Origin of the sequence: Formosa algae (assembly GCF_001439665.1) — a bacterium.
Lineage (GTDB): Bacteria > Bacteroidota > Bacteroidia > Flavobacteriales > Flavobacteriaceae > Formosa > Formosa algae.
Genome location: NZ_LMAK01000014.1, coordinates 19,184 through 42,194, shown reverse-complemented (window position 1 = coordinate 42,194; position 23,011 = coordinate 19,184). Strand labels below are relative to the sequence as shown.

Annotated in this window: 16 protein-coding genes; 11 read left to right on the top strand and 5 right to left on the bottom strand. The window is 36.2% G+C overall.

Features of this window, described 5'->3' with window-relative positions:
• Positions 1-458: 458 nt before the first annotated feature.
• The 4 genes from AST99_RS05130 to AST99_RS05115 form a co-directional block, all read right to left on the bottom strand.
• The gene (locus AST99_RS05130; protein ID WP_057779861.1) at positions 459-2,015 is read right to left on the bottom strand and encodes a RagB/SusD family nutrient uptake outer membrane protein; all 1,557 of its coding nucleotides are present in this window, start codon (positions 2,013-2,015) and stop codon (positions 459-461) included.
• Between the two features lie 27 nt (positions 2,016-2,042).
• Complete coding sequence (locus tag AST99_RS05125) at positions 2,043-5,309, bottom strand: SusC/RagA family TonB-linked outer membrane protein (protein WP_069727803.1); 3,267 nt, start codon at positions 5,307-5,309, stop codon at positions 2,043-2,045.
• Positions 5,310-5,403: 94 nt separating this feature from the next.
• A complete protein-coding gene (locus AST99_RS05120; RefSeq protein ID WP_057779858.1) occupies positions 5,404-6,357 on the bottom strand; it encodes a FecR family protein in 954 nt (317 codons plus the stop codon).
• Positions 6,358-6,469: 112 nt separating this feature from the next.
• The gene (locus AST99_RS05115) at positions 6,470-7,030 is read right to left on the bottom strand and encodes an RNA polymerase sigma factor (RefSeq protein ID WP_057779856.1); all 561 of its coding nucleotides are present in this window, start codon (positions 7,028-7,030) and stop codon (positions 6,470-6,472) included.
• Between the two features lie 411 nt (positions 7,031-7,441).
• On the opposite strand from AST99_RS05115, the gene AST99_RS05110 reads away from it, so the two are divergent.
• The 8 genes from AST99_RS05110 to AST99_RS05075 all read left to right on the top strand — a co-directional run bounded on the left by AST99_RS05110 (position 7,442) and on the right by AST99_RS05075 (position 16,965).
• On the top strand, positions 7,442-8,176 hold the full coding sequence (locus AST99_RS05110; protein WP_057779854.1) for an SDR family oxidoreductase: 735 nt from the start codon (positions 7,442-7,444) through the stop codon (positions 8,174-8,176).
• Between the two features lie 261 nt (positions 8,177-8,437).
• Positions 8,438-9,268, top strand: a complete 831-nt coding sequence (locus tag AST99_RS05105) for a hypothetical protein (RefSeq protein ID WP_157486303.1) — start codon at positions 8,438-8,440, stop codon at positions 9,266-9,268.
• A 122-nt stretch (positions 9,269-9,390) separates the two neighbouring features.
• Positions 9,391-9,741, top strand: a complete 351-nt coding sequence (locus AST99_RS05100) for a hypothetical protein (RefSeq protein ID WP_057779851.1) — start codon at positions 9,391-9,393, stop codon at positions 9,739-9,741.
• Positions 9,742-10,012: 271 nt separating this feature from the next.
• Positions 10,013-11,182, top strand: coding sequence for a DUF3095 family protein (locus tag AST99_RS05095; RefSeq protein ID WP_057779849.1), 1,170 nt, complete (start codon positions 10,013-10,015; stop codon positions 11,180-11,182).
• Between the two features lie 92 nt (positions 11,183-11,274).
• Positions 11,275-12,027, top strand: a complete 753-nt coding sequence (locus AST99_RS05090) for a class I SAM-dependent methyltransferase (protein WP_057779847.1) — start codon at positions 11,275-11,277, stop codon at positions 12,025-12,027.
• 65 nt (positions 12,028-12,092) lie between these two features.
• On the top strand, positions 12,093-12,674 hold the full coding sequence (locus AST99_RS05085) for an O-methyltransferase (protein ID WP_057779845.1): 582 nt from the start codon (positions 12,093-12,095) through the stop codon (positions 12,672-12,674).
• Positions 12,675-12,770: 96 nt separating this feature from the next.
• Entirely contained in the window at positions 12,771-16,265 is a 3,495-nt protein-coding gene (locus AST99_RS05080; RefSeq protein ID WP_057779843.1) for an AAA domain-containing protein, read from the top strand.
• 94 nt (positions 16,266-16,359) lie between these two features.
• A complete protein-coding gene (locus AST99_RS05075; protein WP_157486302.1) occupies positions 16,360-16,965 on the top strand; it encodes a hypothetical protein in 606 nt (201 codons plus the stop codon).
• A gap of 177 nt (positions 16,966-17,142) precedes the next feature.
• On the opposite strand, the gene AST99_RS05070 is transcribed toward AST99_RS05075, so the two are convergent.
• Entirely contained in the window at positions 17,143-19,281 is a 2,139-nt protein-coding gene (locus tag AST99_RS05070) for a catalase (protein ID WP_057779839.1), read from the bottom strand.
• A gap of 273 nt (positions 19,282-19,554) precedes the next feature.
• Here AST99_RS05070 and AST99_RS18540 point away from each other — a divergent pair, with 273 nt between their 5' ends.
• The 3 genes from AST99_RS18540 to AST99_RS05055 all read left to right on the top strand — a co-directional run bounded on the left by AST99_RS18540 (position 19,555) and on the right by AST99_RS05055 (position 22,962).
• Positions 19,555-19,725, top strand: coding sequence for a lmo0937 family membrane protein (locus AST99_RS18540; protein WP_057779837.1), 171 nt, complete (start codon positions 19,555-19,557; stop codon positions 19,723-19,725).
• 335 nt (positions 19,726-20,060) lie between these two features.
• The gene (locus AST99_RS05060) at positions 20,061-21,362 is read left to right on the top strand and encodes a metal-dependent hydrolase family protein (RefSeq protein WP_057779835.1); all 1,302 of its coding nucleotides are present in this window, start codon (positions 20,061-20,063) and stop codon (positions 21,360-21,362) included.
• A 136-nt stretch (positions 21,363-21,498) separates the two neighbouring features.
• Positions 21,499-22,962, top strand: a complete 1,464-nt coding sequence (locus tag AST99_RS05055) for an alpha/beta hydrolase-fold protein (protein ID WP_198151408.1) — start codon at positions 21,499-21,501, stop codon at positions 22,960-22,962.
• The last annotated feature ends 49 nt before the right edge of the window (positions 22,963-23,011 follow it).

Sequence of the window (23,011 nt, the reverse complement as noted above, 5' to 3'; positions counted from 1 at the left end):
TAGCTGATTTTAAACAGCAGTTATTTAAGTTTTAGATGGTTATGTACTTTATATAAAATACATACTTTATGAGGGATGCTAAATATAGAAAATATTAAAATGTTTATAGTAAAAGTTTTCTGCATTTAAATTGGAATTTTATTAATAGAACGCAATAAAAATAATAAAATTCTACACGTAAAACTTACGGAAATCCGTAAAGTATCACCTTCATTACTTAAATCTAAACATGATAATATTTTAATTTAAATAATCCCTAAAAATACTAAATCCAAACTAATAAAAACTACGGAATCCCGTAAAAGACCAACTAAAATATCCCCCAAACCCATACACAAAAAAAACTCCCCTCAAATCACATACAGTGTTTAAGGGGAGCGAATCCAATAATTAGGGGGTATTGCTGTGAGCATCACCGAAAGCTAAGCTAACGACATGGGATCACGCGGATTAAAAGTTTAATACCCAGGATTCTGAACAAAGTTTTCGTTCTTATTCATTTCGTCTTGTGGTATCGGTAATAAATATCTAAAGGTATTAAAATTTGATTGAGGTTCTAAACCATTTGTGCCAAAAACTTCTGCCCCCATATCGTGACGTACAATATCGTACCAACGCTTCCACTCAAACGCTAATTCTATACGGCGCTCTTCTAAGATCACGTCTCTTAACTCTGACGTTCCTAATCCTGAAGTTACATCTTCCGGAAAAGTGCTTGGTGCATACGTGCCTAAACCACCACCATCAAACTCAATCACTCCGGCTTGTCTGGCACGAGCGCGTATTTGATTCACATAACCTATTGCCTCATCGGTGAATCCTAATTCGTTAGCGGTTTCGGCTGCAATAAGTAATACCTCAGCGTATCTAAAGGCCACATAATCAAAATCTGAACGCCAGCCTGCTGTAGTACGACCATCGCCCGGAAATCTGGTGTATTTGGCAATATGTGGTCTTGGAATTTCAAAATCGGTATACGGTCTCACTATACCCGTATCATCGCCTAAAATTAAAGAGTCCGTCATACTCACTTTTAAACGGTAATCTTCGGTGTCCCAAGCGCTATACACATTAAGATGTGGCACAAGCATGCTCCAACCACCTAAAGGCGACTCGCCACCTTCTACCCCATTAAAAGGACCGATTTTGTTGTCGTTTTCATAGGTTGTCGGGTTGGGATTCTGACCGGTTTGGTTACTGGTAAAATCGACCAAGAAAATATATTCTGAAGAGGCCCACTGTTCGCTATTTCTAAATAAATCTTGATAATCGTCTTCCAAAGCATAGTTTAAAGCGCCTGAATTATCTATTACCCATTTGGCATAATCGTAAGACAATTGCCATTCGCCACGCGTCATATATATCGAAGCTAAATACGAGGCTGCAGCACCTTTAGACGGTTTAGAACGCACGCCATCACGCGGATCGTAATCTAGGTTTTCAAAAGCAAACGTCATATCTTCAATAATATGGGCGTAAACTTCGTCTGGCGTCGATAATGTAATGCTTAACGGATCTTCGATATCTGGATTATCGATATACGGAATGCTACCGTACAGTCGCACCAAATGATAGTATAAAAAAGCTCTTACAAATCTAGCTTCCCCTTCTGCTGCCAGTTTTACGGCTTCGGTTTCATCGTCTAAATACCCCACGCCTTGAATGGCCGTATTGGCTGTGGCAATGGTTTGGTAAGATGAAGCCCATAAATCGGACACATACGAGTTGGTAGGTGTGGTTAAAAACCGACTAAACTCGGCATAATCACTAAATTCGTAACCGTTATCTACCATATCACTCATCAGTTGTAAAGGCACGGTAAGTCCGGCGCCATAATAACTTGAAGATGCCATAAGGCCGTAAGTCCCATCAATCATTGGGTACACATCGTCTATGGTATTAAAAAAACCTTCTGGCGTTAAAGTCCCCACTGGGTTTTCGTCTAAGTCTGCACAACTCACTAAAGACGCGCATAGCGTTAGCGTAAGTGCTGCATATTGTATTATCTGTTTCATAATTATAATGTTAAGTGTTGTGAACTACTAGAAGCTTATATTTAATCCTACGGTATACGATTTTACATTCGGGTAACTCCCGTAGTCTAAACCAATATTACTACTGGAATTGCTATAGGATACTTCGGGATCTATCCCCTTGTAATTGGTAAAGGTGAATAGGTTTTGTCCGCTCACGTATAATCGCGCTGCCGACATATGGATTTTTGATAAAAAGTCTGCTGAAAAGTTATAGCCTAAAGAGATGTTTTTAATACGAACATAACTCGCATCGTCTATCCAACGGTCTGACGTTACAAAACTTCTGCTTACTCGCGCTTCTGGAATATCGGTATCGGTATTGGTCGGACTCCAACGGTTAAGTGCCTCTGTTGTGACATTGGTACGGCCGTTTAAAGCGCCCAATTCCATTAAAGTGTAGTTTAATATTTCGCCACCTTGAGACCCTTGTACAAAGATATTTAGGTTGATGTTTTTATAACTAAAGTCGTTATTCCATCCCCAATTAAAATCTGGATGCGGATCGCCAATAATAGCACGATCTTCGTCGGTTAACGCACCATCGCCATTTAAATCTTTAAAGCTTTCGCCCCCAACAGCTTCTCCGCCAACAAGCACATCGGCTTCAGATTGTACCACGCCATCGTACATATAACCCCAGAACGTCCCAACAGATTCGCCTTCTCTTAATAATTGCGTGGTACCTCCACCAGATAACGGATTAGATGAATAGTAAATATCATTCCCATCGGTATCATTTTCTACTAGCTTAACGATTGTATTGTCATTGAATGAAATATTCGCATAGGTGTTCCATCTGAAATCGCCTTGAAAAATAGCGGCATTGGCTGCAAATTCAAACCCTTCGTTATCTACCGTTCCGATATTTTGAAGTTGAGTTTCAAACCCTGTATAATTTGGGGTTGGCACATCGAACAACAAATCTGTCGTCTTCATTTTGTAATAATCTAAAGTCAATCCGAAACGGTTTCTTAACAGTTCCACATCAATCCCCACATTGGTCTGTGCTGTAGTTTCCCACGTTAAGTCGTTATTAGAAATGGTAGACGGACGAATGGCAGTAACGGCACTCCCTTGCACCGTAGTAAATACATCTGTAAAGGATGCTAAAGATTGATACGGACTGATGGCTTGGTTTCCTACTTCACCATAACTGACACGTAATTTTAGTAAACTGATGGTGTTAGAATCTGCTAAGAAATTTTCATCAGAAATTTTCCAACCGAAGGCTGCTGAAGGAAAGAAACCGTATTTGTTGTTTTTAGCAAATACAGAAGACCCTTCGCGACGCCCCGTAAAGGTGAATAAATACTTTCCGTTTAAGGTGTAGTTGATACGTCCGAAAACAGCTTCGAATGTGCTCTCGTATAATTCAGAATCTACAGATGAAGCATTAGAACCTGCTCCTAAATTCCAGAACGAAAAAGAATCAGAGATAAAGCCTGAGGCTAAACTTGTAGTCACTTCTGTACGGTCTTTTTGTAACGAATATCCTGCCATAGCCGCAAACTCGTGCACTTCTGCAAAGGTTTTGGCGTAGGTTAAATAATTTTCACTGATAAAACTCGTCGCTTTATATGTATTTAATGTCGCTTCTCCGCCAACACTATTTCCACGATCTAAAGTGGTTGGGTAATATTGTCCCGTTCTAGAATCGTGTATACTTGTCCCTAAAGTTGTTTTAAATTTCAGGTCTTTTAACAAATCGATTTCGGCATAAACGTTTCCTTGAAACACATCGGCAATTACTTCATTCTGATATTCGGTAGCCAAAGCATACGGATTGTCTATAGGATACCCCACAATACTTAAGGCAAAATCGCCATTGGCATCGGTAATACTTTGTGTTGGAGAGAATTTATACGCCCCTGAAATGACTCCAGTTTGTGCAGCATCTCCGCCTTCTTGACTTTTTACACCGTTGGTATAACTTCTGCGGACGAATAAGCTGGTTCCAAATTTAACAGCTTCAGAAGCTTGTAAATCTAAATTGGTTGTTACAGAGTATCTTTTATAATCTGAATCTTTAACCACACCTTCCTGATCATAAATCGCACCAGACACATAATAACTGATGGCATCTGAACCTCCTGCAATAGACAATTGGTAATTTTGAACGCCACCGGTTCTATAAATCTCGTCTTGCCAATCTGTACCTTCGCCTGTCAATTCAGGAATAAAATCTGGATCTAATTCTGTGATATATTCAGTAAATTGATCGGCATTCAATAAATCCAAACGGTTGATTTCTGTTTGAGACGAATACGAGGTTGAAAAACTAAATTGAGGTTTTCCTTTTGCGCCACGTTTGGTACTCACTATAATCACCCCGTTGGCACCTCTTGCTCCGTATACGGCTGTAGAAGACGCATCTTTAAGGACTTCTATAGATTGAATATCTTCTGCAGGTGGCATGATGCCTCCAATAAATCCGTCTACAACGATCAACGGATCATTACTGGCGTTAATTGAAGTATTTCCACGAATTTGAATGCTGTAATCGGAACCTGGAGCCCCGTTTGTTGCTTGTACAGACACACCAGCTGCACGCCCTTGTAGGGCTTGTGTGGCATCGACGACTGGAAAAGCCACTAAATCGTCTGCACTCACAGACGAAACTGCTCCAGTTAAATCGCTCTTTTTAACGCTACCGTATCCAACAACAACCACTTCGTCTAAACCTGCTGCATCGACCTCTAAGGTGATTGAAATATTTGGACGTCCGTTTACAGCAACGTGCTGCGTTGTATACCCTAAATAAGATACAATAATAGTAGCATTAGCCTGAGATAGAGTGATGGTGAAATTCCCATCGTAATCTGTAGTCACCCCATTAGTTGTGCCTTGTTCTACAATGTTTGCGCCCGGTAAAGGCAAATTCATATCGTCGAACACCTTCCCTGTTAAGGTCATCTTTTCTTGTACAGCAGTCTCTGCCGTCTGTTTAGTAGGATGTCCAATTAAGACATCGCTTCCGTTCACTTTAAAGCTGAAATGCGCCTGCTTTCCTAAATCTGATAATACCGTATGCAGTGCCGTGTTGGTATACACCGCATCATAGGGTTGTTTGTTTTTTGCGATAAAATCGCCATAAGTAATATTAAAATCAGTTATTTTTGATATTTTAGATAAAATTTCAACAAGGGTCGCGCCTCTTTCATTCAGAGTGACTTGTGTTGAATCCATGTTTTCGGACATACCATAACTTGGATACGCGCTTATAAAACATATAAACAGTGTTAATCGGAATACATTCCTAAATAATGCTTTCATGTAATTTAGTATTGGTTTTTAATTTTTTTTCAAATGCAATGCTTAATCTCGAGAGGATCTGTTGCCGCAGATCCTTCTCTTTTTTCTAAATGGTCTAGTGTGTTGTAATGTCTATCATATGATCATGTTTAATGAGGTGGACTTCGTTTATAAAATTGATACGTGTAATTAAATCGTCTAAGGGTTCGTCTTGTCTTAAGCGTAACGAATAGAGATACATGTCTGCTACTCGGGCATCTGTAATCTGAAACGGAATTTGATATATATGTTCTAAAGCTACCGCCAACTCTTGAATTTGAACCTGTTCTAACACCACTTCGCCTTTCCACCATAGGTTATTCAGTTCTGCATTTACCGTTGCTTTGGTGAGTGTTGCTGTCTTTTGGGTGTAGGTGACTTTCTGGTTGGGTTTTAAATACACGCCTTCCGATGCGGAAGTGACGTTAACCAATCCGGTACTCACCATGACTTCTATAATGGTATCGCGTTCTATAATGTTGAAAGACGTTCCCAAGACTTTAGTAGATAAACCTCCAGATTTGACAATAAAAGGGTGTTCTGGATTTTTAGTCACCTCGAAAAATGCCTGCCCTTCTAAAGACACCATACGCGTGGAATCTTGAAAAGTTTGCGGATAGTTTAGGGCACTATTTTCGTTTAAAATCACGGTCGAACCATCTGCCAACACTATGCGTTTTTGTTCGCCTGCTTGTGTATGTATCGTTAGTGCATCTTCTTGCATTTGAAATGCCCCACTGAAAGTATCAGTATAATTAAACAGCGTAAAGAGACTAACGCCTAATAAGACTATAAGCGATGCTGCAATCCCCCAAGTCCACCTAAATTTAGATTTGGATTTGGCTGTAGTGTGTTGGGCAATGCCCGCGTATAGTTTGTTTTTTAGACCTAAGTCGAGTTTAAAGGTTCTTGCAGGTTCGCCTGAAGCATGCATGGCCTCAAAAAAAGCTTCGACATCTGCGATTTCTTCTGCTGTAGCGGTTCCGTTTTCGTAGCGCTTTAAAATACGTTTAAAATGTTGTTCTGTCATAGTTGGGTTTTCATGAGAATCTAACGATCCTCTACTATGAAGTACCCAAAATGTAAACGTCCCCTATCTTATTTTTTGTTCTTAAAGTTTTGTTAACCTTGCTAACACTGAATTAACATGCAGCGGCAGAAATGCCAAAAACCAGAAGTTGTAATAACACCATTTCTGTATTGTATACACCCGATTCGCGAAGTAATTTTAAGGCTTTATTAATCTGATTGTCTACTGTGCTGGTAGAAATATCGAGTTGAAGTGCAATTTCCTTATAACTGAGATTATCTTTAAAGCGGAGTTTAAAAATTTGTAGGCAACGCTCTGGTAATAGGTCGTTTGCCAAGACATCTATTTTTTGTACCAATTGAACTTTACTCGCTTCAATGGTCTGATGATCTTCAGAATCGTCTACATCCAGAGATGCCCCGATATGATCCAGCATTACGGCCGTAAATGGCGTTTGTCGCAAGCGTTTGGCACATTGAAATTTAACCGCCTTATACAAATAGGCTCTGTAATGGTCTATGGTTAAATCGTCTAACCGATTCCACAGATCCAGAAACACTTCCTGTATAATATCTTCCGCCGCTTCTCGCGATCGTAAAATATTATTAGCATAGGCGAATAATTCATACCAATGGGCATCATAAGCCGTATTAAAATCCAGTGTTTTACTCATAGATCTGTGCTTGTGGGTTTGCGCAATACAAGCGTTACAAAATAAAAGGTTTTGCAGCTGACCCGAGCGTTAATCCGTATTACCATTGAGTTAAATAATGATAGAGTCTGAATTTTAGAGGATTAAATTCAACCAAAAAACATTAAAATTACAGAGGTTTTAACTGCGGCTTTGAGATCTAAACATTAGGAGAACTTGAAACGGACACTTATTGCGCGTTATATTCCTTTAGAACATTGAAACAAAGTACACACTGAACAACCGATATCGATTAAAACGAACACCGATTGCATTACAATAGGCCTAGACCGTAGCTTATTTTTGTGTAGTTATGTATTATATTGCGCTAGAGTGTTTAGGTTTAGCCTATCACCTCGTCTAAAGCGAGACAACCATTTAAAATAAGACACTATGAAACTTCAAAATAAAGTCATTATCGTTACCGGATCTTCAAAAGGTATAGGAAAAGAGATTGCCATACTTTTAGCACAACATGGTGCAAAAGTCGTAATTAATTATTCACACAGCGAAACAGAAGCAAACGACACCGTAAAACATATTACAGACCATGGCGGAACGGCCATAGCCATTAAAGCAGACGTAAGCCAAAAAGAAGATGTCACCATGCTATTTGACCAAACACTTGAAACCTTTGGTGAAATTAATGTTCTGATTAATAACGCGGGAGTGATGGATAATAAATTATTGAAAGACCATACGGCAGACGATTTTTCTAAAGTATTTGATATTAACGTGAAAGGGGTTTTTAATACCCTACAAGAAGCCAACGATAAATTGGCCGATGATGGCATTATATTAAACTTTTCGTCTAGCACTACTAAAATGATGCTACCCACTTACGCCTTATATTCGGGAACTAAGGCTGCCATAGAACAAATTACACGTGTATTTTCTCAAGAAATAGGTCGTGGCATCTCGGTAAATGCCATTGCTCCTGGCCCAACAGCCACAGCACTATTTAAAAAGGGAAAATCTGAAGAGACCATCAAAGCCTTGGGCTCTAAAAGTCCGTTTGATAGAATAGCCGAACCTGAAGATATAGCTAAAGTCGTACTATTCTTAGCGAGCGACGACTCTAAATGGATCTCCGGACAAGTAATCTGTGCGAACGGCGCTTTGGTGTAAATACCTGAACTTTGCGCTGTAGACTGCTGTGTTAATATACATCTTAAACCGCAGTTGCACTTACATACGAAACATTAAATCTATCCCTCTAAATTTGGCTGAAGTACGGTTTTTCCGCAAGGCGTTTAGGGGGATTTGTGTTATCTTTAGGTTTGGGTAAAAAGCGCATCAGATGCTAGCATAAACCGCTTTGTGATTGTAGTTTTAGACAAGTTGCATGCTGTAAATCCCGATCTATAACATCACTCTAGCCTTGTTAACATGAAAAAAATAATCTTACTATGCTTTCTCGCTTCTACATCTGTAATATGTTCTCAAAACAAAGTAACTGAAAGCATCTTGGAGGAAGGTAAATTACTTTTTAGATTAGAAAAAGGGTCTTGGTATGGTACAGATGATATGCTCTCGAGATTTGAGTCAAAAAAAGATTCTATTGGTGGTTATCTTTCTTATGAAACTGACGAACACCTGATCCGCACTATATTCTTTAGCCGTTATAATACTGACCATATTTTAATACGTTATACCTTTGATAGCTTACCTAAAATTAAACCTTTACAAACAGATACAATTCATAAGGTAGCTTCTGAATTGGAACACAGTTTAATTAAAATTAGGCAAGATGCAAGAGATAGAGCATCAGAAAACACAGATAATTTTTTCTCTTTCTATGAAAACACTGCACTAAATTTTATACCCGTTATTACAGAAAAAAAACGTACTGTATTTGTTATAACTGGACCACAAGTTTCTGGGATTGTATTACTGGGTAACGATTACAAATTAAGCTATAACAAGAAAAATGAGTTTAAGACTAAAGCAAAGATTCATAAGAGCATTTTACAATTCCCATATACTTCAGAAGATAAAGATAACCCCACAGTGTCGACAATCCATACGCATCTCATTACCGAGTATATATCATCCACCGATATTTGCACATTATTACTATATAAAGATTATGTAGAATGGAAGCAGCACATAGTTATGCATGATAAAGAGGTCTCTATTTTCGATTTAAATAAAGAAACCTTGTTTACAATGAAACGGAAAGCTTGGGAGAAGATTTATGATCACGAAATTAACGACTAAGCACATACTAGAACAACTATAATTTCTTTAAAACATAACGAGAACACCTTTGTAATATTCATGTTTTTACTAAATTAGTAACTGTAAAACCTACAGAAGCAGACAAAAACACTAAATAGCAAATGCAACTCAATCCCATCTATTTATGTAAAATACAAAAATCTGATATAAATGAAAATTATACAGTTTGGCTACCCGAACAACCGGATCATGATATGGCTTATGCGCTCGTGGAATTGCATAATATAAACCAAGGAGAACTATGGGAAATCCTATTAAAAACAGCTGCCCATACTAGTAAATTAGAGATCTCGGAAGTCTATTTTCAGCCCGAAGCCGATGTCTTTGTCGCTTATACTGATAATTTTTTAGTAGGGAAACGCATGGAACTTATATTAAACAAGCTAATTTTAGATTCAGAGTATTTTAATACTATCCTTCTCCAATCCCCATTAAAACCTCAAGCCGATTAAAAAGCGCCACGCTTAAATTGGAATCTGACGCCACACAGCCTAATTATAATTGAGCAGGCATTTTTAGTTCGTTTCCAAAATACAGCACAGCTTAGTCATCCCGATTTAATTTACTAAATTAGGTGCTTAAACCACGCTGTATGTTTACACCATTTCAATACAAAAGTCTTGTCATGCATGAATAAAACAGTTATGTTTAATATGGGAAACATCGAAAAATCATCCTCTTAACCATTTACAGCATGCTTCAATAACGGAGCAACACACATACATGAACAGCACGCTATTTTATACCGCTTTAGAAAATTACAAAGCCCCGGTAACCACCATACTCTCTAAACCAGAGCGGTTTCAGGATATTCCAGACGATTGGCATATTGTGGTCACCGATATTAAAGGCTCTACAGCTTCTGTAGAAAATGGGTTTTCTGAACTCGTAAACCTTATCGCGACCGGAAGTATTATTGCTGCCTTAAATATCGCTGCCAAACATGTCATTGATATTCCTTTTTTCTTTGGTGGTGATGGTGCAACACTATTAATTCCGTCTACATTACTTACAGACATCATGGCGGCTTTAACGGTGCATCAAGAAAATATTCAGAAGGAATTTAACATCTATCTAAGAGTTGGGAGCATTTCAGTGTCTCATGTCTATGAGAATAACCAAGAATTAAAAATTGCTAAGGCCAGTATAAATTCCCTACATACCATTCCCATAGTGTTAGGAAACGGATTACACTTTGCAGAACGATTAATAAAATCTAGAGATAGTGTGCCTGACAAAGCTTCTATAAATCAAACGCGTTTAGACTTAGACGGTATGGAATGCAGATGGAATAAAATTCCGCCGCCAAAAAACTCAAACGAAGTGGTTTCCTTATTAATCACTGCAACTAACGCTTCTGAACAAGCGCCTATATTTCAACATATTTTAGAACACACCAATGATATATATGGCTCTTTACGCCATAGAAATCCGATTTCAATTCCCAAACTAAAATTGAGCTTTAATTATAAACGTATTAAAACAGAACTAAAAGTAAGTAATAAAGCGGATGGTCTTAAAAACATTTTAAAAGTATGGATGAACGGACTTATTGGTAAATACTATTATTTACCTACAGCCACTGGCCGGAAATACTTAAAAGAATTAACCCAATTATCTGATATTTTAGTCATCGACGGACGCATTAATATGGTGATCTCAGGTACAACCACCCAAAGGCAATTATTAACCGCCTATTTAGACAATCTAGAACAGCAAGGACAGATTATTTATGGCTGTCACGTGAGTACAACCAGTATCATGTCTTGTTATGTTAGAAATAGAAATGCCAAACACATCCATTTTGTAGATGGCGGTAGTAGTGGATATACTAGAGCAGCTAAAGTATTGAAAGGAAAACTGAATGCCAACAGACTAAAAACCAAATCTTAATTAATCTGTTTTAAATATTAAAGCTAGGTTTTACTTTAAATATTATACAACACACTTAGTATTAATATACAGCAATCAAAACTCAAGTTAACATGGAACATATTTACAAGGTTGGAGATTTTATTTATGATGCACAGATATACGATGGCATGAATACCAATCTTGCCGACTTAAATTTTTACAAATCATACTTACCAAAAACCAAAGATGCACGCATCTTAGAATTGTGTTGTGGTACAGGCAGACTTACCATTCCCATTGCACAAGACGGATTTAAAATTAGTGGTGTAGACATTACGCCTTCCATGTTAGAACAAGCCAGAGCAAAAGCTGAAGAAGCGCATGTAAACATTGATTTTATTGAAGCCGATATTAGAACTTTAGACTTGTCTGAGAAATTCGACTTCATTTTTATTCCCTTTAATTCCATACATCATTTATACCATAATGTGGACGTATATCAGGCATTTAAAGCTGTAAAAAAACATTTGAAAGACGATGGATTATTTGTTTTGGATTGCTTTAATCCAAATATTCAATATATCGTGGAAGCGGAACAAACACAACACACGATTGCTGAATATAAAACTAAAGATGGACGAGACGTCTTGATAACACAAAGCATGCGTTATGAGACTAAATCCCAAATTAATCGTATTGCTTGGCACTATTACATTAATGGTGACTTTCATTCGATACAAAATTTAGATATGAGGCTGTTTTTTCCGCAAGAATTAGACAGTTACTTGGAACAACATGGGTTTAAAATTCTTCAAAAATATGGCAGTTTTGAAAAGGAGGCTTTTGACAATCATTCTGAAAAACAAATAATCGTTTGCAAGTAGTATGGCAACTCATATCAACATTTCTTTTAATTATGTTAGACAAGCAATACACCTTTAGATAAAACATGAACGATTTAAACAACTTAGATAAACCTAAAATACATTCGGAAATTGAAAACAAATCTAAAGCGATTGGTTTTACAATGCCTTCTGATCTTTACATTGGAACGCTATTAAAAACTTTAATAACGTCTAAACCAAATTCAAATCTACTAGAATTGGGAACAGGTATTGGACTGTCATTATCTTGGATGATAGATGGCATGGATGCTGAATCTAAATTGACAAGTATTGATAATGATCCTAAACTTATAGCAATCGTTCAAAATTATTTCGGACAAGATAAACGAGTGAAAATAATAGAAACAGATGGCACGGAATGGATTAAAAATTATAAAGGAGAAAAATTTGACTTGGTTTTTGCAGATGCTTGGCCAGGAAAATATAGTGAAGTTGATGAGTTATTGGAATTAATACACATTGGTGGACTTTACATTATTGATGATATGCTTCCGCAACCAAATTGGCCTAACGGACATCAAGACAATGTTGACAAACTTATTGCATATTTAGAAAATCGGAAAGATTTTAATCTGACAAAAATGAATTGGTCCACTGGAATTATAATCGCAACTAAAAAGTGTTAAATAACACCTATACAAAAAAGTGTTTTTTAAACATTCTCATAAGCAAGGCAATTTGTATTTAGTATATTAGTCGTTAGAGTTATAAAACGAAACATTGTGGTAAAAATTCTAGATTTAAAATCTTGGTTAAGTTATTGGAAAAAAACGCTAATTGATGCTGATAGAAAGCAAATTGATGTTACCACTTACCCAATACCTGTAGCATCCTATTTTATAGAACAAGTTCCATTAAAGCATGCACAATATTTATGGAGTATTTCGCCTAAAAATAAAGATAAAAAATCTATAAACGTAGATATTTGTCCGTGCTCAATACAGTCTAATTTTGAACATGGTAAATCAAAAGGATTAGAGCCACATATTTTTTATCCGTTTTGGATTCCTGCAATAATGTATAAAGACGGCACTCTTGCCCCACAAAAATTGAATAAAGGCTTAGCGAAACCTTTTTTTGTTAGAGAATATCTTACACCCAATTTTAAAGGTACATACAGTATTGGAACAATACAAAAAGTAGACAAGGAGCTACAGAAATTTGAGTTTAGAGATGAATCGTGGCAGTCTTATTGGAACAAGTGCGAATCTTTTTTTTCGGTTATTACTCAAAAAGACTTTGATGAATTCAATATAAAACTAGAGAAACATATATTCGTTCAGAAAGGTGAATTACGCGGACTTACAGAAAATATCAGAAAACTGTACAACAGACTCGAAGAAAATCCTCCAAAAGCAGGTTTACTTAACAACTTTATAGATGCCGGAAACATAAAACAAATACCCATTCCTGAAAAATCTAAGGTCATTAGAAACAAGGATCATATCGGACAGATGAGCGGTGATTTCCCTCTCTCTGTATCACAAAGAGAAAGTATTACTTGTTATAATATGCTTCAAAAATCAAATGTTTTGGCTGTTAATGGACCTCCAGGAACCGGGAAAACAACATTTTTACAATCTGTCGTTGCTAATAGTGTAGTATCTACTGTATTCTATCAACAAAAACCTGAATTAATAGTGGCTTGTTCTGCTAATAATCAAGCCATCACGAACATACTAGACAGTTTTGTTCTTAATTCTGATCAAACATTAACCCAGCGCTGGTTACCTGGCTTACGTTCTTTAGGTTTATATCTTTCTACTAATGAAAATAATAGTTACCAAACTTGCAATTCTGAATTTGGAAAAGGGTTTTTGAACGATTTTGAACATGAAAATATAGATGCTAAAAAAGCATACTTCCTAGAGAAATTTTCTGATTATCTTAAAGAAGCAACAGATATTAAAACGTGTAAGGACATATTATTAAATAAAGTACAATCTACTGTAAACAATATAAAACGACATCTTGAAATAGCAGAACAATACGAGAACATCTCTCAAGTATTAAAAGAGAAAGGTTTTTCCGACTGTAATGATTTAAAAACAAGTATTTCAATAATTGAATCTAACATTGATAAAAGCAATATAGAACTTAAACATATTATCCGTTCAGAAGAAAAGCTGACTCTTGCCAAAAATCAACAGCCTTTTATTCAAAATATTCTATCATTCCTTTCAAAATACAAAAAACTTAGAGCTTCGTCTTTCCAAAGAGCATTATTAGATATAGACTTTAATTTGGTTCCAGATTATAGCAACTACAATGCTTTAATATATTTGCTTAATGAGAAGATTATTTCAATATCGAATACGTTAAAACAACTTAAAGATGACTTAAATACATTAGTCGATTTAAAAGTTAAAATTGAAGAACAGACTTCTACTTACAAATCTTGTATTGAGGCTTGGAACAGCACGTATAAGAATAAATTAAAGAAACTTCATAATTTAACGGGTGAAGAATATAAAAAGCTTCATCCCTTAGAAGACATGCATGTTAGAATGGATATATCTTGTCGTTTTGAAGCATTCTGGCTTGCCATACACTTTAGAGAAGCAGAATATTTGTTAACTCTAGAAGCAAATCTGAAAAAAAATAATAAGGACCGAGAACGTGGTAAAATTAGATATAAAGAAAAATTACAGCGTTTTGCAGGAATAACTCCTATCTATATTTCAACATTTCATTCTATCCCTAGATTTAGTACGTATTATGATAAAGCAGAAGGAGAAAAGGCGTATTATAATTTGTTCGACTTAATTATAGTCGATGAAGCTGGTCAGGTGGCTCCAGATATTGCAATCCCTTCATTTTCTCTTGCAAAAAAAGCATTAATTGTAGGCGATATATTTCAAATTGAACCGGTTTGGTCTGTAGAAGAAAAACTCGATCTTGTTAATCTTAAAATGAATCATGTTCTTGCAGAAGATGCTTCTGAAGATGTGATTAATAATTATAAAGCATCAGGATTACTTTGTTCTTCTGGGAACTTAATGAAAATAGCTCAAAATTCATGTTTCGTAAAAGATGAAGATTTGGGAGGAACTCTTTTAAGAGAGCACCGAAGATGTCCAGACAAAATTATCTCTTATTCAAATCAGAATGTGTATAATGACAAACTGATATTAACAAAAGGGAATACAATAAAAGCAGACACAGGTTTACCTTTAAAAGGCTTTATGCATATTGAAAGCGGTAGTGAAAAAATTGGAAATAGCAGACACAACGTTCAAGATGCCATCACCATTGCCAAATGGATTGAAAATAAGCGTCCTGAGCTTGAAAAAGCTTTTAATAATGAGTGTATTTCCAAAATACTGGCCATAGTTACACCTTATAAATCTCAGGCCTCACTTATTAAATCCGAGTTGTTAAAAATTAACAAGAAAGTCTATAAAGACTTAATATCTGGTACTGTACATGCCTTACAAGGTGCAGAAATTGATGTTGTCATTTTCTCATCTGTATTAACTCCAGGTGATAGTACGTTTTTTGCAGACAATCTTAATATGCTTAATGTTGCAGTTTCAAGAGCTAAATCTAGTTTTCTTGTTTTTGGTAATTTAAATGCTATAAATGCCACAAAACACAATCCTCTAGGTCGTTTAAAACAATGGTTACAAGAAGATGAAGATTGTGAATTATCTAACAAAATTGTTTTTGAAAACACAAATACTGAAAATGGAGTAATACGTCTTAGCAACTTAAAGACACATATTGGCACCCTTAATCGAGCATTTGAAATTGCGAAATCAGAACTCATTATTGTCTCTCCGTTTATTTCTTCAAACGCAATAGAATGCAATACAATTAATTACTTTGATGGTGGGAACACACAGATTTTAAATTCAATCGAGATACATTCGGTAAAGGAACAATTACATGCTACAGTAAATAAAGGTGTCAAAGTTTTAATAATCACAGACTCTACGCTTGATATATGCAACAATCAGTTAAAAACTACAGCACAAAAAGGGCGAGAGTTAATTAAAGAAAGTGGCGCTACATTAAAACTTGTAGACGGTATTCATAGCAAAACCATTATAATTGATAATGAAATTATTATTGATGGTTCCTTTAATTGGTTTTCTGCGCTTCGTAATCAAGAAAGTAAATATTTTAGAGAAGAATCATCTATTGTGGTAAAAGGTGAACCTGCTAAAGCCATGATTAAAAAGGCCAAAGCCTATTTAGAACATGTTATCAAATAAAACTCCCGATTTTTTTTTGCGCAACACACCCTTTACTTTTCTATTTTAGTCCCAAGCAAAGCCAAAAACACACACAAACACCTACAACTCTATTATGACCAACAGACTAAAAGTAGATTTTACTCAAGATATGCCATCAGAGCAAGAGATTGTAAACATGTGGCAGGAGCTTACCATTACCGAACTTCAGGAATGGTCTGCTGGTGCAGAGGCTTTTAAAGCAGCTTGTACTACAACGCACACTAATGGAGGTATACAATTACATAAATTTCAAATATCAGACCATGAGTGTCTGCAATGGTTTGCTTCCAGAAACAGATTAAGCGATATATATTTTATCGCGCATTTTTTTAACAGACTAGAATTACAGCAGTATAGAACAGATTTAGATTACCATACCGATACTCCAAATTGTAAACAAACCAAATGGTTTAGTGATATCTTTGATTTACCAGGCCAATTGGCACGCACCTTACATTACGGCGGTGCTTACAACAGTATAAAAACAAAAAAAGCATGGGCTTTAGCTTTAGATTTTGTTCAAGACGAGTTTGACAATCGCTTTAACGAAGTCAATAGTTTTACCTACGCCCCTGAACACGCTTATTGGTTTTTCGATACGCCATGGGACCAAGCTTTGCTCCTTTTCGACAAAAACACAAACCAAGTGATTACCATAGATATTACAGATACAAATTAACAAGTTTGAATACGCTAAAACCAAAACGTCTTAGTCTTCATTTTTAGTAGGTATTAAATATTCTGAATATAGAAGTGAATAGTATTCCTATAATATATTGACTTAAACAAAAAAAAACTTGTTTCACTACATTAGTAATGAAACAAGTTGATATTTAATATACTTAGAAGTGAAAATTTACACCGCTAAACTGTCTGCAATCTCCATTCTATCCCAATTACGGTGATTGGCAATAGCTTTTGCAAATGCTGTAACATCTGCATTAATAAAAACGGCTGCATCGTCTTTATAGTCCGCGACATAAGTTTTATCAATTAAATCTTCCCCTTCATCATCCACTGCAATGGCTTTACAGTGTTTAAAAGCTTCGTTAATAAAGCTTATAAATTTTGAAGTGCTTTTTAAGTCAGTAATAGATTTTTTACCGCCTGGAATATAAATTGCATCATACAACACACTTTCAGTCGTCATAATTGCAGCATCCACTTTATGTTTCATATTCTCATCGCAAGTCACTTGTCCGCCATGTGGAGCGATTAACTGTATAACCGCGCCTTTACTTTCAAGATGCGCTTTTACCGCTTTGAAATTGGTCATAGAAAATCCATCCGAAACCAATACAGCTATCTGTCTGGTGGCTATACTTTCAAACTTAGTGTGTGCTTGACTTAATGAAGGTGCAGCATCTAAATAATTTTTCTTTTTTGGAGGCTGCTGGTCTTCTACCTTAGCATCGGCACCTATGGCCTGATTAATAGGTTGCTCTATTGTACTCGGTATTTCTAATCCTAATCCTTTTGCCACTTGTTTTGCTAAATCTGTATCAATTTGAGCGACAACCCATAACATACGTTCTTGGATATCTTGATGGTTACATTTACCAAGTTCAAAGGTGTACGCATCCGCCACATGCTGTTGTTCCCAAGCAGATAAACTTCTATAAAATAATGCTGGCTGTGAAAAGTGATCGTTAAAACTTTCGCTACGAGTTCTTATTTTATTAGCATCAATACGTTCTTCATACGAATGAAAAGCACCTTCAGCCATTTTAGATAAATGAGGACAACCACCACCTATACTATTTGGAAAGTATGCCGTTTGGCCTTTAGGTATATCCATTTGCATTTTCCCATCTCGTTGATTGTTATGCGTATCTACTACAGGGCGATTTATAGGAATCTGATGAAAGTTTGGTCCGCCTAATCTAGACAATTGCGTATCTCGATATGAAAATAAACGGCCTTGTAACAACGGATCGTTAGTAAAGTCTATTCCTGGTACAATATGTCCTGGTAAAAAGGCAACTTGCTCTGTTTCTGCAAAGAAGTTTTCTGGATTCCTGTTTAACGTCATTTTCCCAATAATTTTAACTGGCACCAATTCTTCAGGAATCAATTTTGTAGGATCAAGTAAGTCAAAATCATATTTAAACTCATCTTCTTCGGGCACAATTTGCACACCCAATTCCCATTCTGGATATGCTCCAGCTTCAATCGCATCCCATAGATCGCGTCTGTGAAAATCGGAATCTGCTCCACTAATTTTTACGGCCTCGTCCCAAGTCACAGAATGCACACCTAATTTTGGTTTCCAATGAAACTTCACGAAATGAGATTCTCCTTTATCATTGATTAATCGGAATGTATGAATTCCAAAACCTTCCATCATACGTAAACTACGCGGAATTGCTCTATCACTCATCACCCATATCTGATTATGAAGTGTTTCGGTAGTACGAGATACAAAATCATAAAATGTATCGTGAGCAGAAGCAGCCTGAGGAATTTCCTTATTAGGTTCGGGCTTTACAGCATGAATTAAGTCTGGAAACTTCATAGCATCCTGAATAAAAAAGATCGGCATATTATTTCCTACCAAATCCCAAGTCCCTTCTTCAGTATAAAATTTAACAGCAAATCCACGCACATCTCGGGCCAAATCTGTAGATCCCTTAGAACCGGCAACCGTTGAAAATCGAGCAAATACCGGAGTTTTACGATTAACATCTGTAAATATTCCAGCCTTACTGTACTCTTCTATACTTTCATAAAGCTCAAAATAACCATGAGCACCACTACCTCTAGCATGTACAATACGCTCTGGAATTCTTTCATGATCAAAGTTTGTTATCTTTTCACGTAATAAAAAATCTTCTAAAAGTGTCGCGCCTCGTGTCCCCGATTTCAAAGAATTATTGGTATCGTTAACTTTCAATCCTTGATTTGTCGTCATCGCCTTGTTATCCATTTCCTTGTACGATGCTTCTAAATCTTCTATCTTTTTGAGTTTAGGTGAATTACTTTTGTCTTTTGCCATGTTTTTAATGTTTTAGTGTTAGCTGATAAGGTTTTCTAAATAAAATCACACTAAACTCTTTATTATAAATGTTTTAGATTGACACAAATCAATAAAAAAGTAGCTCATTTAAATGTAGCATTATTTAATAATCAAGTCTAAGTCTTAAATTTGATGCCATAGGGATTGCGATAAAAAACATCATCATATGCATCAAGTGGAAGATTAAAATACATGTAGCTTTGACTTGTAGAAGCACATAATGATGTGTGATGAATTTAAAATAATGGAATTATGAGAAGTATACTTTGGATAGTTGCGGTGGTTTGTATTATCGCATGGATTTTAGGATTTTTAGGATTTTTCGCAGGACTTGCAATAGGTGGTTTAATTCATATATTGTTAGTTATAGCGATAATTGTCGTATTATATAATGTTATATCAGGAAGACGACCTAAACACTAATTAGTCAATTTCTAGATTATTTTCCTAGTGATATACTAAGAAATTTAGCATCAGTAATTATAAAATATGGTTACAGGTTTCACGGTGAAGCTTGTAACCATATTATGTTTTGGTTTAACAGCATTACATCACACTAGCAAAAAGGTCTTTTGGGATTTAAGTGATCTATAGAACACAGATTCAGAAATGAAAATTAGAACATTTAAATTAAGAGTTTAAAATCCTTAAGGTACAGAACTACCATATATTACATTAAAAAAATCACATAAAACAGTCTCTTGGAAGCACTTCACTCTAAAACTATGCTTATCTTGGGCATGCATTAATACAGAGACATGTACAAAATACTTTTCATAACACTCACATTTCTTATAACGGCGCAAACCAAAATACTAGCGCAACAAAAGTCAACCTACATAAAAGCCGGCCTCTTATACGATAGCAAATCTAACACCTTGCTTAAAAATAAACTGATAGAAATTCAAGGTGAAAGAATTATAGCGATTACAGATTTTAAAACACTTCCTAAAACACAACAAGTTATAGATTTATCAGAATACACCGTACTTCCTGGACTTATAGATGCGCATACTCATGTGCTATTTTCTCAAGAAGCGCAAGAAGATTTTGCTGAACACAGTGTACATTCTCTAACCATGGAAAGTGACGCTTTAAGAGTATTGCGCGGTTCTAAAAGAGCAAAAAGCTATGTAGACCAAGGCATTACTAGTATTAAAGATTTAGGAAACTCCGGGATATATCTTGATGTCTCGCTACGAGATGCCATTAACGAAGGTAGTATTCTTGGACCACGTATTTTTGCGTCTGGACCAATATTAGCAGCTGAGGGCGGACAAATTTATGGGGTACTACCTGAACATCAAGATATAATTGGTTTAGAATATCGTATCATTTCAGGTCCTGAAGATGCAAAAAATGCGGTTAATGAACATGTAAATCAGAATGTTGATGTTATTAAAATTTGTGCAGATAATATTCCCAATAAAACCTATTTAACCGTAGATGAAATTAAATCTGTCGTAAACACAGCACATGCTTACCATTTAAAAGTCACCGCCCACAGTATTACCAACCAATCGGCTTGGAATGCTATAGAAGCTGGTGTAGACGGTATTGAACACGGATTTAATTTAGCCGATAGCACACTTGTTAAAATGGCAGAAAAAAACATCTATTTAGTACCTACAGAAAACAGTAGAGCCTATATGGATACGTATGCAAAACTTGCCGGTTACAATCCGAATGAGTTAGGTTGGATAGATAGTTATATAAAAAAAATGAAAGACAGACTACACAGAGCGATAGATCTAGGCGTGCCTATAGTTGCTGGTTCTGATAATTATACAGATATTAAAGTCTCGCGAGGCGAATCGTCTAAAGATATGTTTAGATATTATGCTGAAGCAGGAATGAAACCGTTAGATATTTTACAATCTAGCACCTACATCTCTGCAGTACATTTAAATAAGACTAATGATATAGGGTATATTGCTCCGCAGGCCTATGCCGATATTATTGCTGTAAAAGGAGACCTAATCCATAATTTCATAACAACTATAAATTCTGTAGTATTCGTTATGAAAGGTGGCGATGTGTATATAAATACCACAGATTAAAGTTTAGCAGTAAAGCTTTTACAACTAAATTCTTCGCATTACAACAGATTAACACGCTAAAATACATGCTTTTACACTATATTAAGCACTCATATTTCTAATGTAACGGTTAAATATGATCTTAAAATGTGTACTCATGAAAAAAATATACCTTATAAGTCTGTGCTTTATCTTAATTGGGTTCCACGTAGATGCACAACAATTTGAAGTTAACTTTAATACCAATCTCAGGCAAGACTCTTTTACAGGACAAGTATTGCTCTATATGTCTAAAGTAAATACATCGCCTAAAGATATTGCTGTAGGCTTAGAGTTGACACCCGTATTCAGAGTGTCGGTCACGGATTTAAAACCTGGTGAGGCCGTCCGTTTTGACGATCACGCAATCTCATATCCGGTTGCATTATCAAATATAGAACGAGGAACTTATTATGTGCAAGTGGTTTTCGACTTAAATCTTGGCGATGGGAATATAGGTTCCGGTACAGGCAACCTATATTCTGAACCTGTAAGAGTAGAAATAGATAAGGCTTTTCTTAAAGTCATCCAAATTGAGGCCACTAAGTCTGTGAAGCCTATACGTATGTATGAAACAGACTATTTAAAAGAATTCAAAGTACAATCACCTCTATTAAGTGCCTTTCACAACACAGCAATCTTTGTAAATGCGGCCGTCAGTTTACCTAAAGACTACTACAAGCAACCTGATAAAACTTACCCCGTTATCTTCTCAATTTTTGGTTTTGGTGCGAATTACAAATTATACTCCGGACACAACACATTTTTAGAGCAATTGGGCGACCAACCCACCATCGTTATTTATCTGGATGGTAATTGCCCCGAAGGCCATTCTACCTATGCCAATAGTGATGTAAACGGACCTTGGGGAGATGCGCTTGTCAAAGAATTTATCCCAGCATTACAAAAAACCTACAGAACAAATGGCGCCTTTTTACTGCATGGCCATAGTAGTGGAGGCTGGACAAGCCTCTGGTTACAGGTTAATTATCCGAAAACTTTTGTTGGAGCTTGGGCTAGTGCGCCAGATCAAGTGGATTTTAGAAACTATCAAGACGTAAATATTTATGATGCCGATAATATATATTACAACAGTAAAGGGCAATCACGTCCGCTTTTTACCATAGCAGGTCGTTTTCCCGTGACCTTTTCTAAGGACTTCTATCAAACTGAAGATGTTATTTACAGAGGCTCGCAATTACATGCTTTTGATGCGGTGTTTGGCGGATATGATACCGATGGAAAACGCATCAGATTAGTCGATGATGCAACGGGTAAAATTAACAAGAATGCCATCCCGCTTTGGAAAAGATACGACCTCTCTATATTACTTAGAAACCATTGGGACAGTCTTAAAAAAGACCTGAACGGTAAAATTAGAATATCTGTGGGCACCAGCGATAATATATTTTTAAACCGCTCTGTAGCACTGTTAGAAAAAGAAATGAACGCATTAAAGGCTCAAATGGAATTTAGTTATGTTTCAGGCGACCATTTCACTCTATTTACAGATGAGTACAAACAAGCTGGCACCGATTTCTTAGTCCAATGCTATCAAAACTGGTTACAAGAAAATCCATAAGGCTAATACACATAAGCATACCGATTCGCCATTTCTATAGGTCTTTATA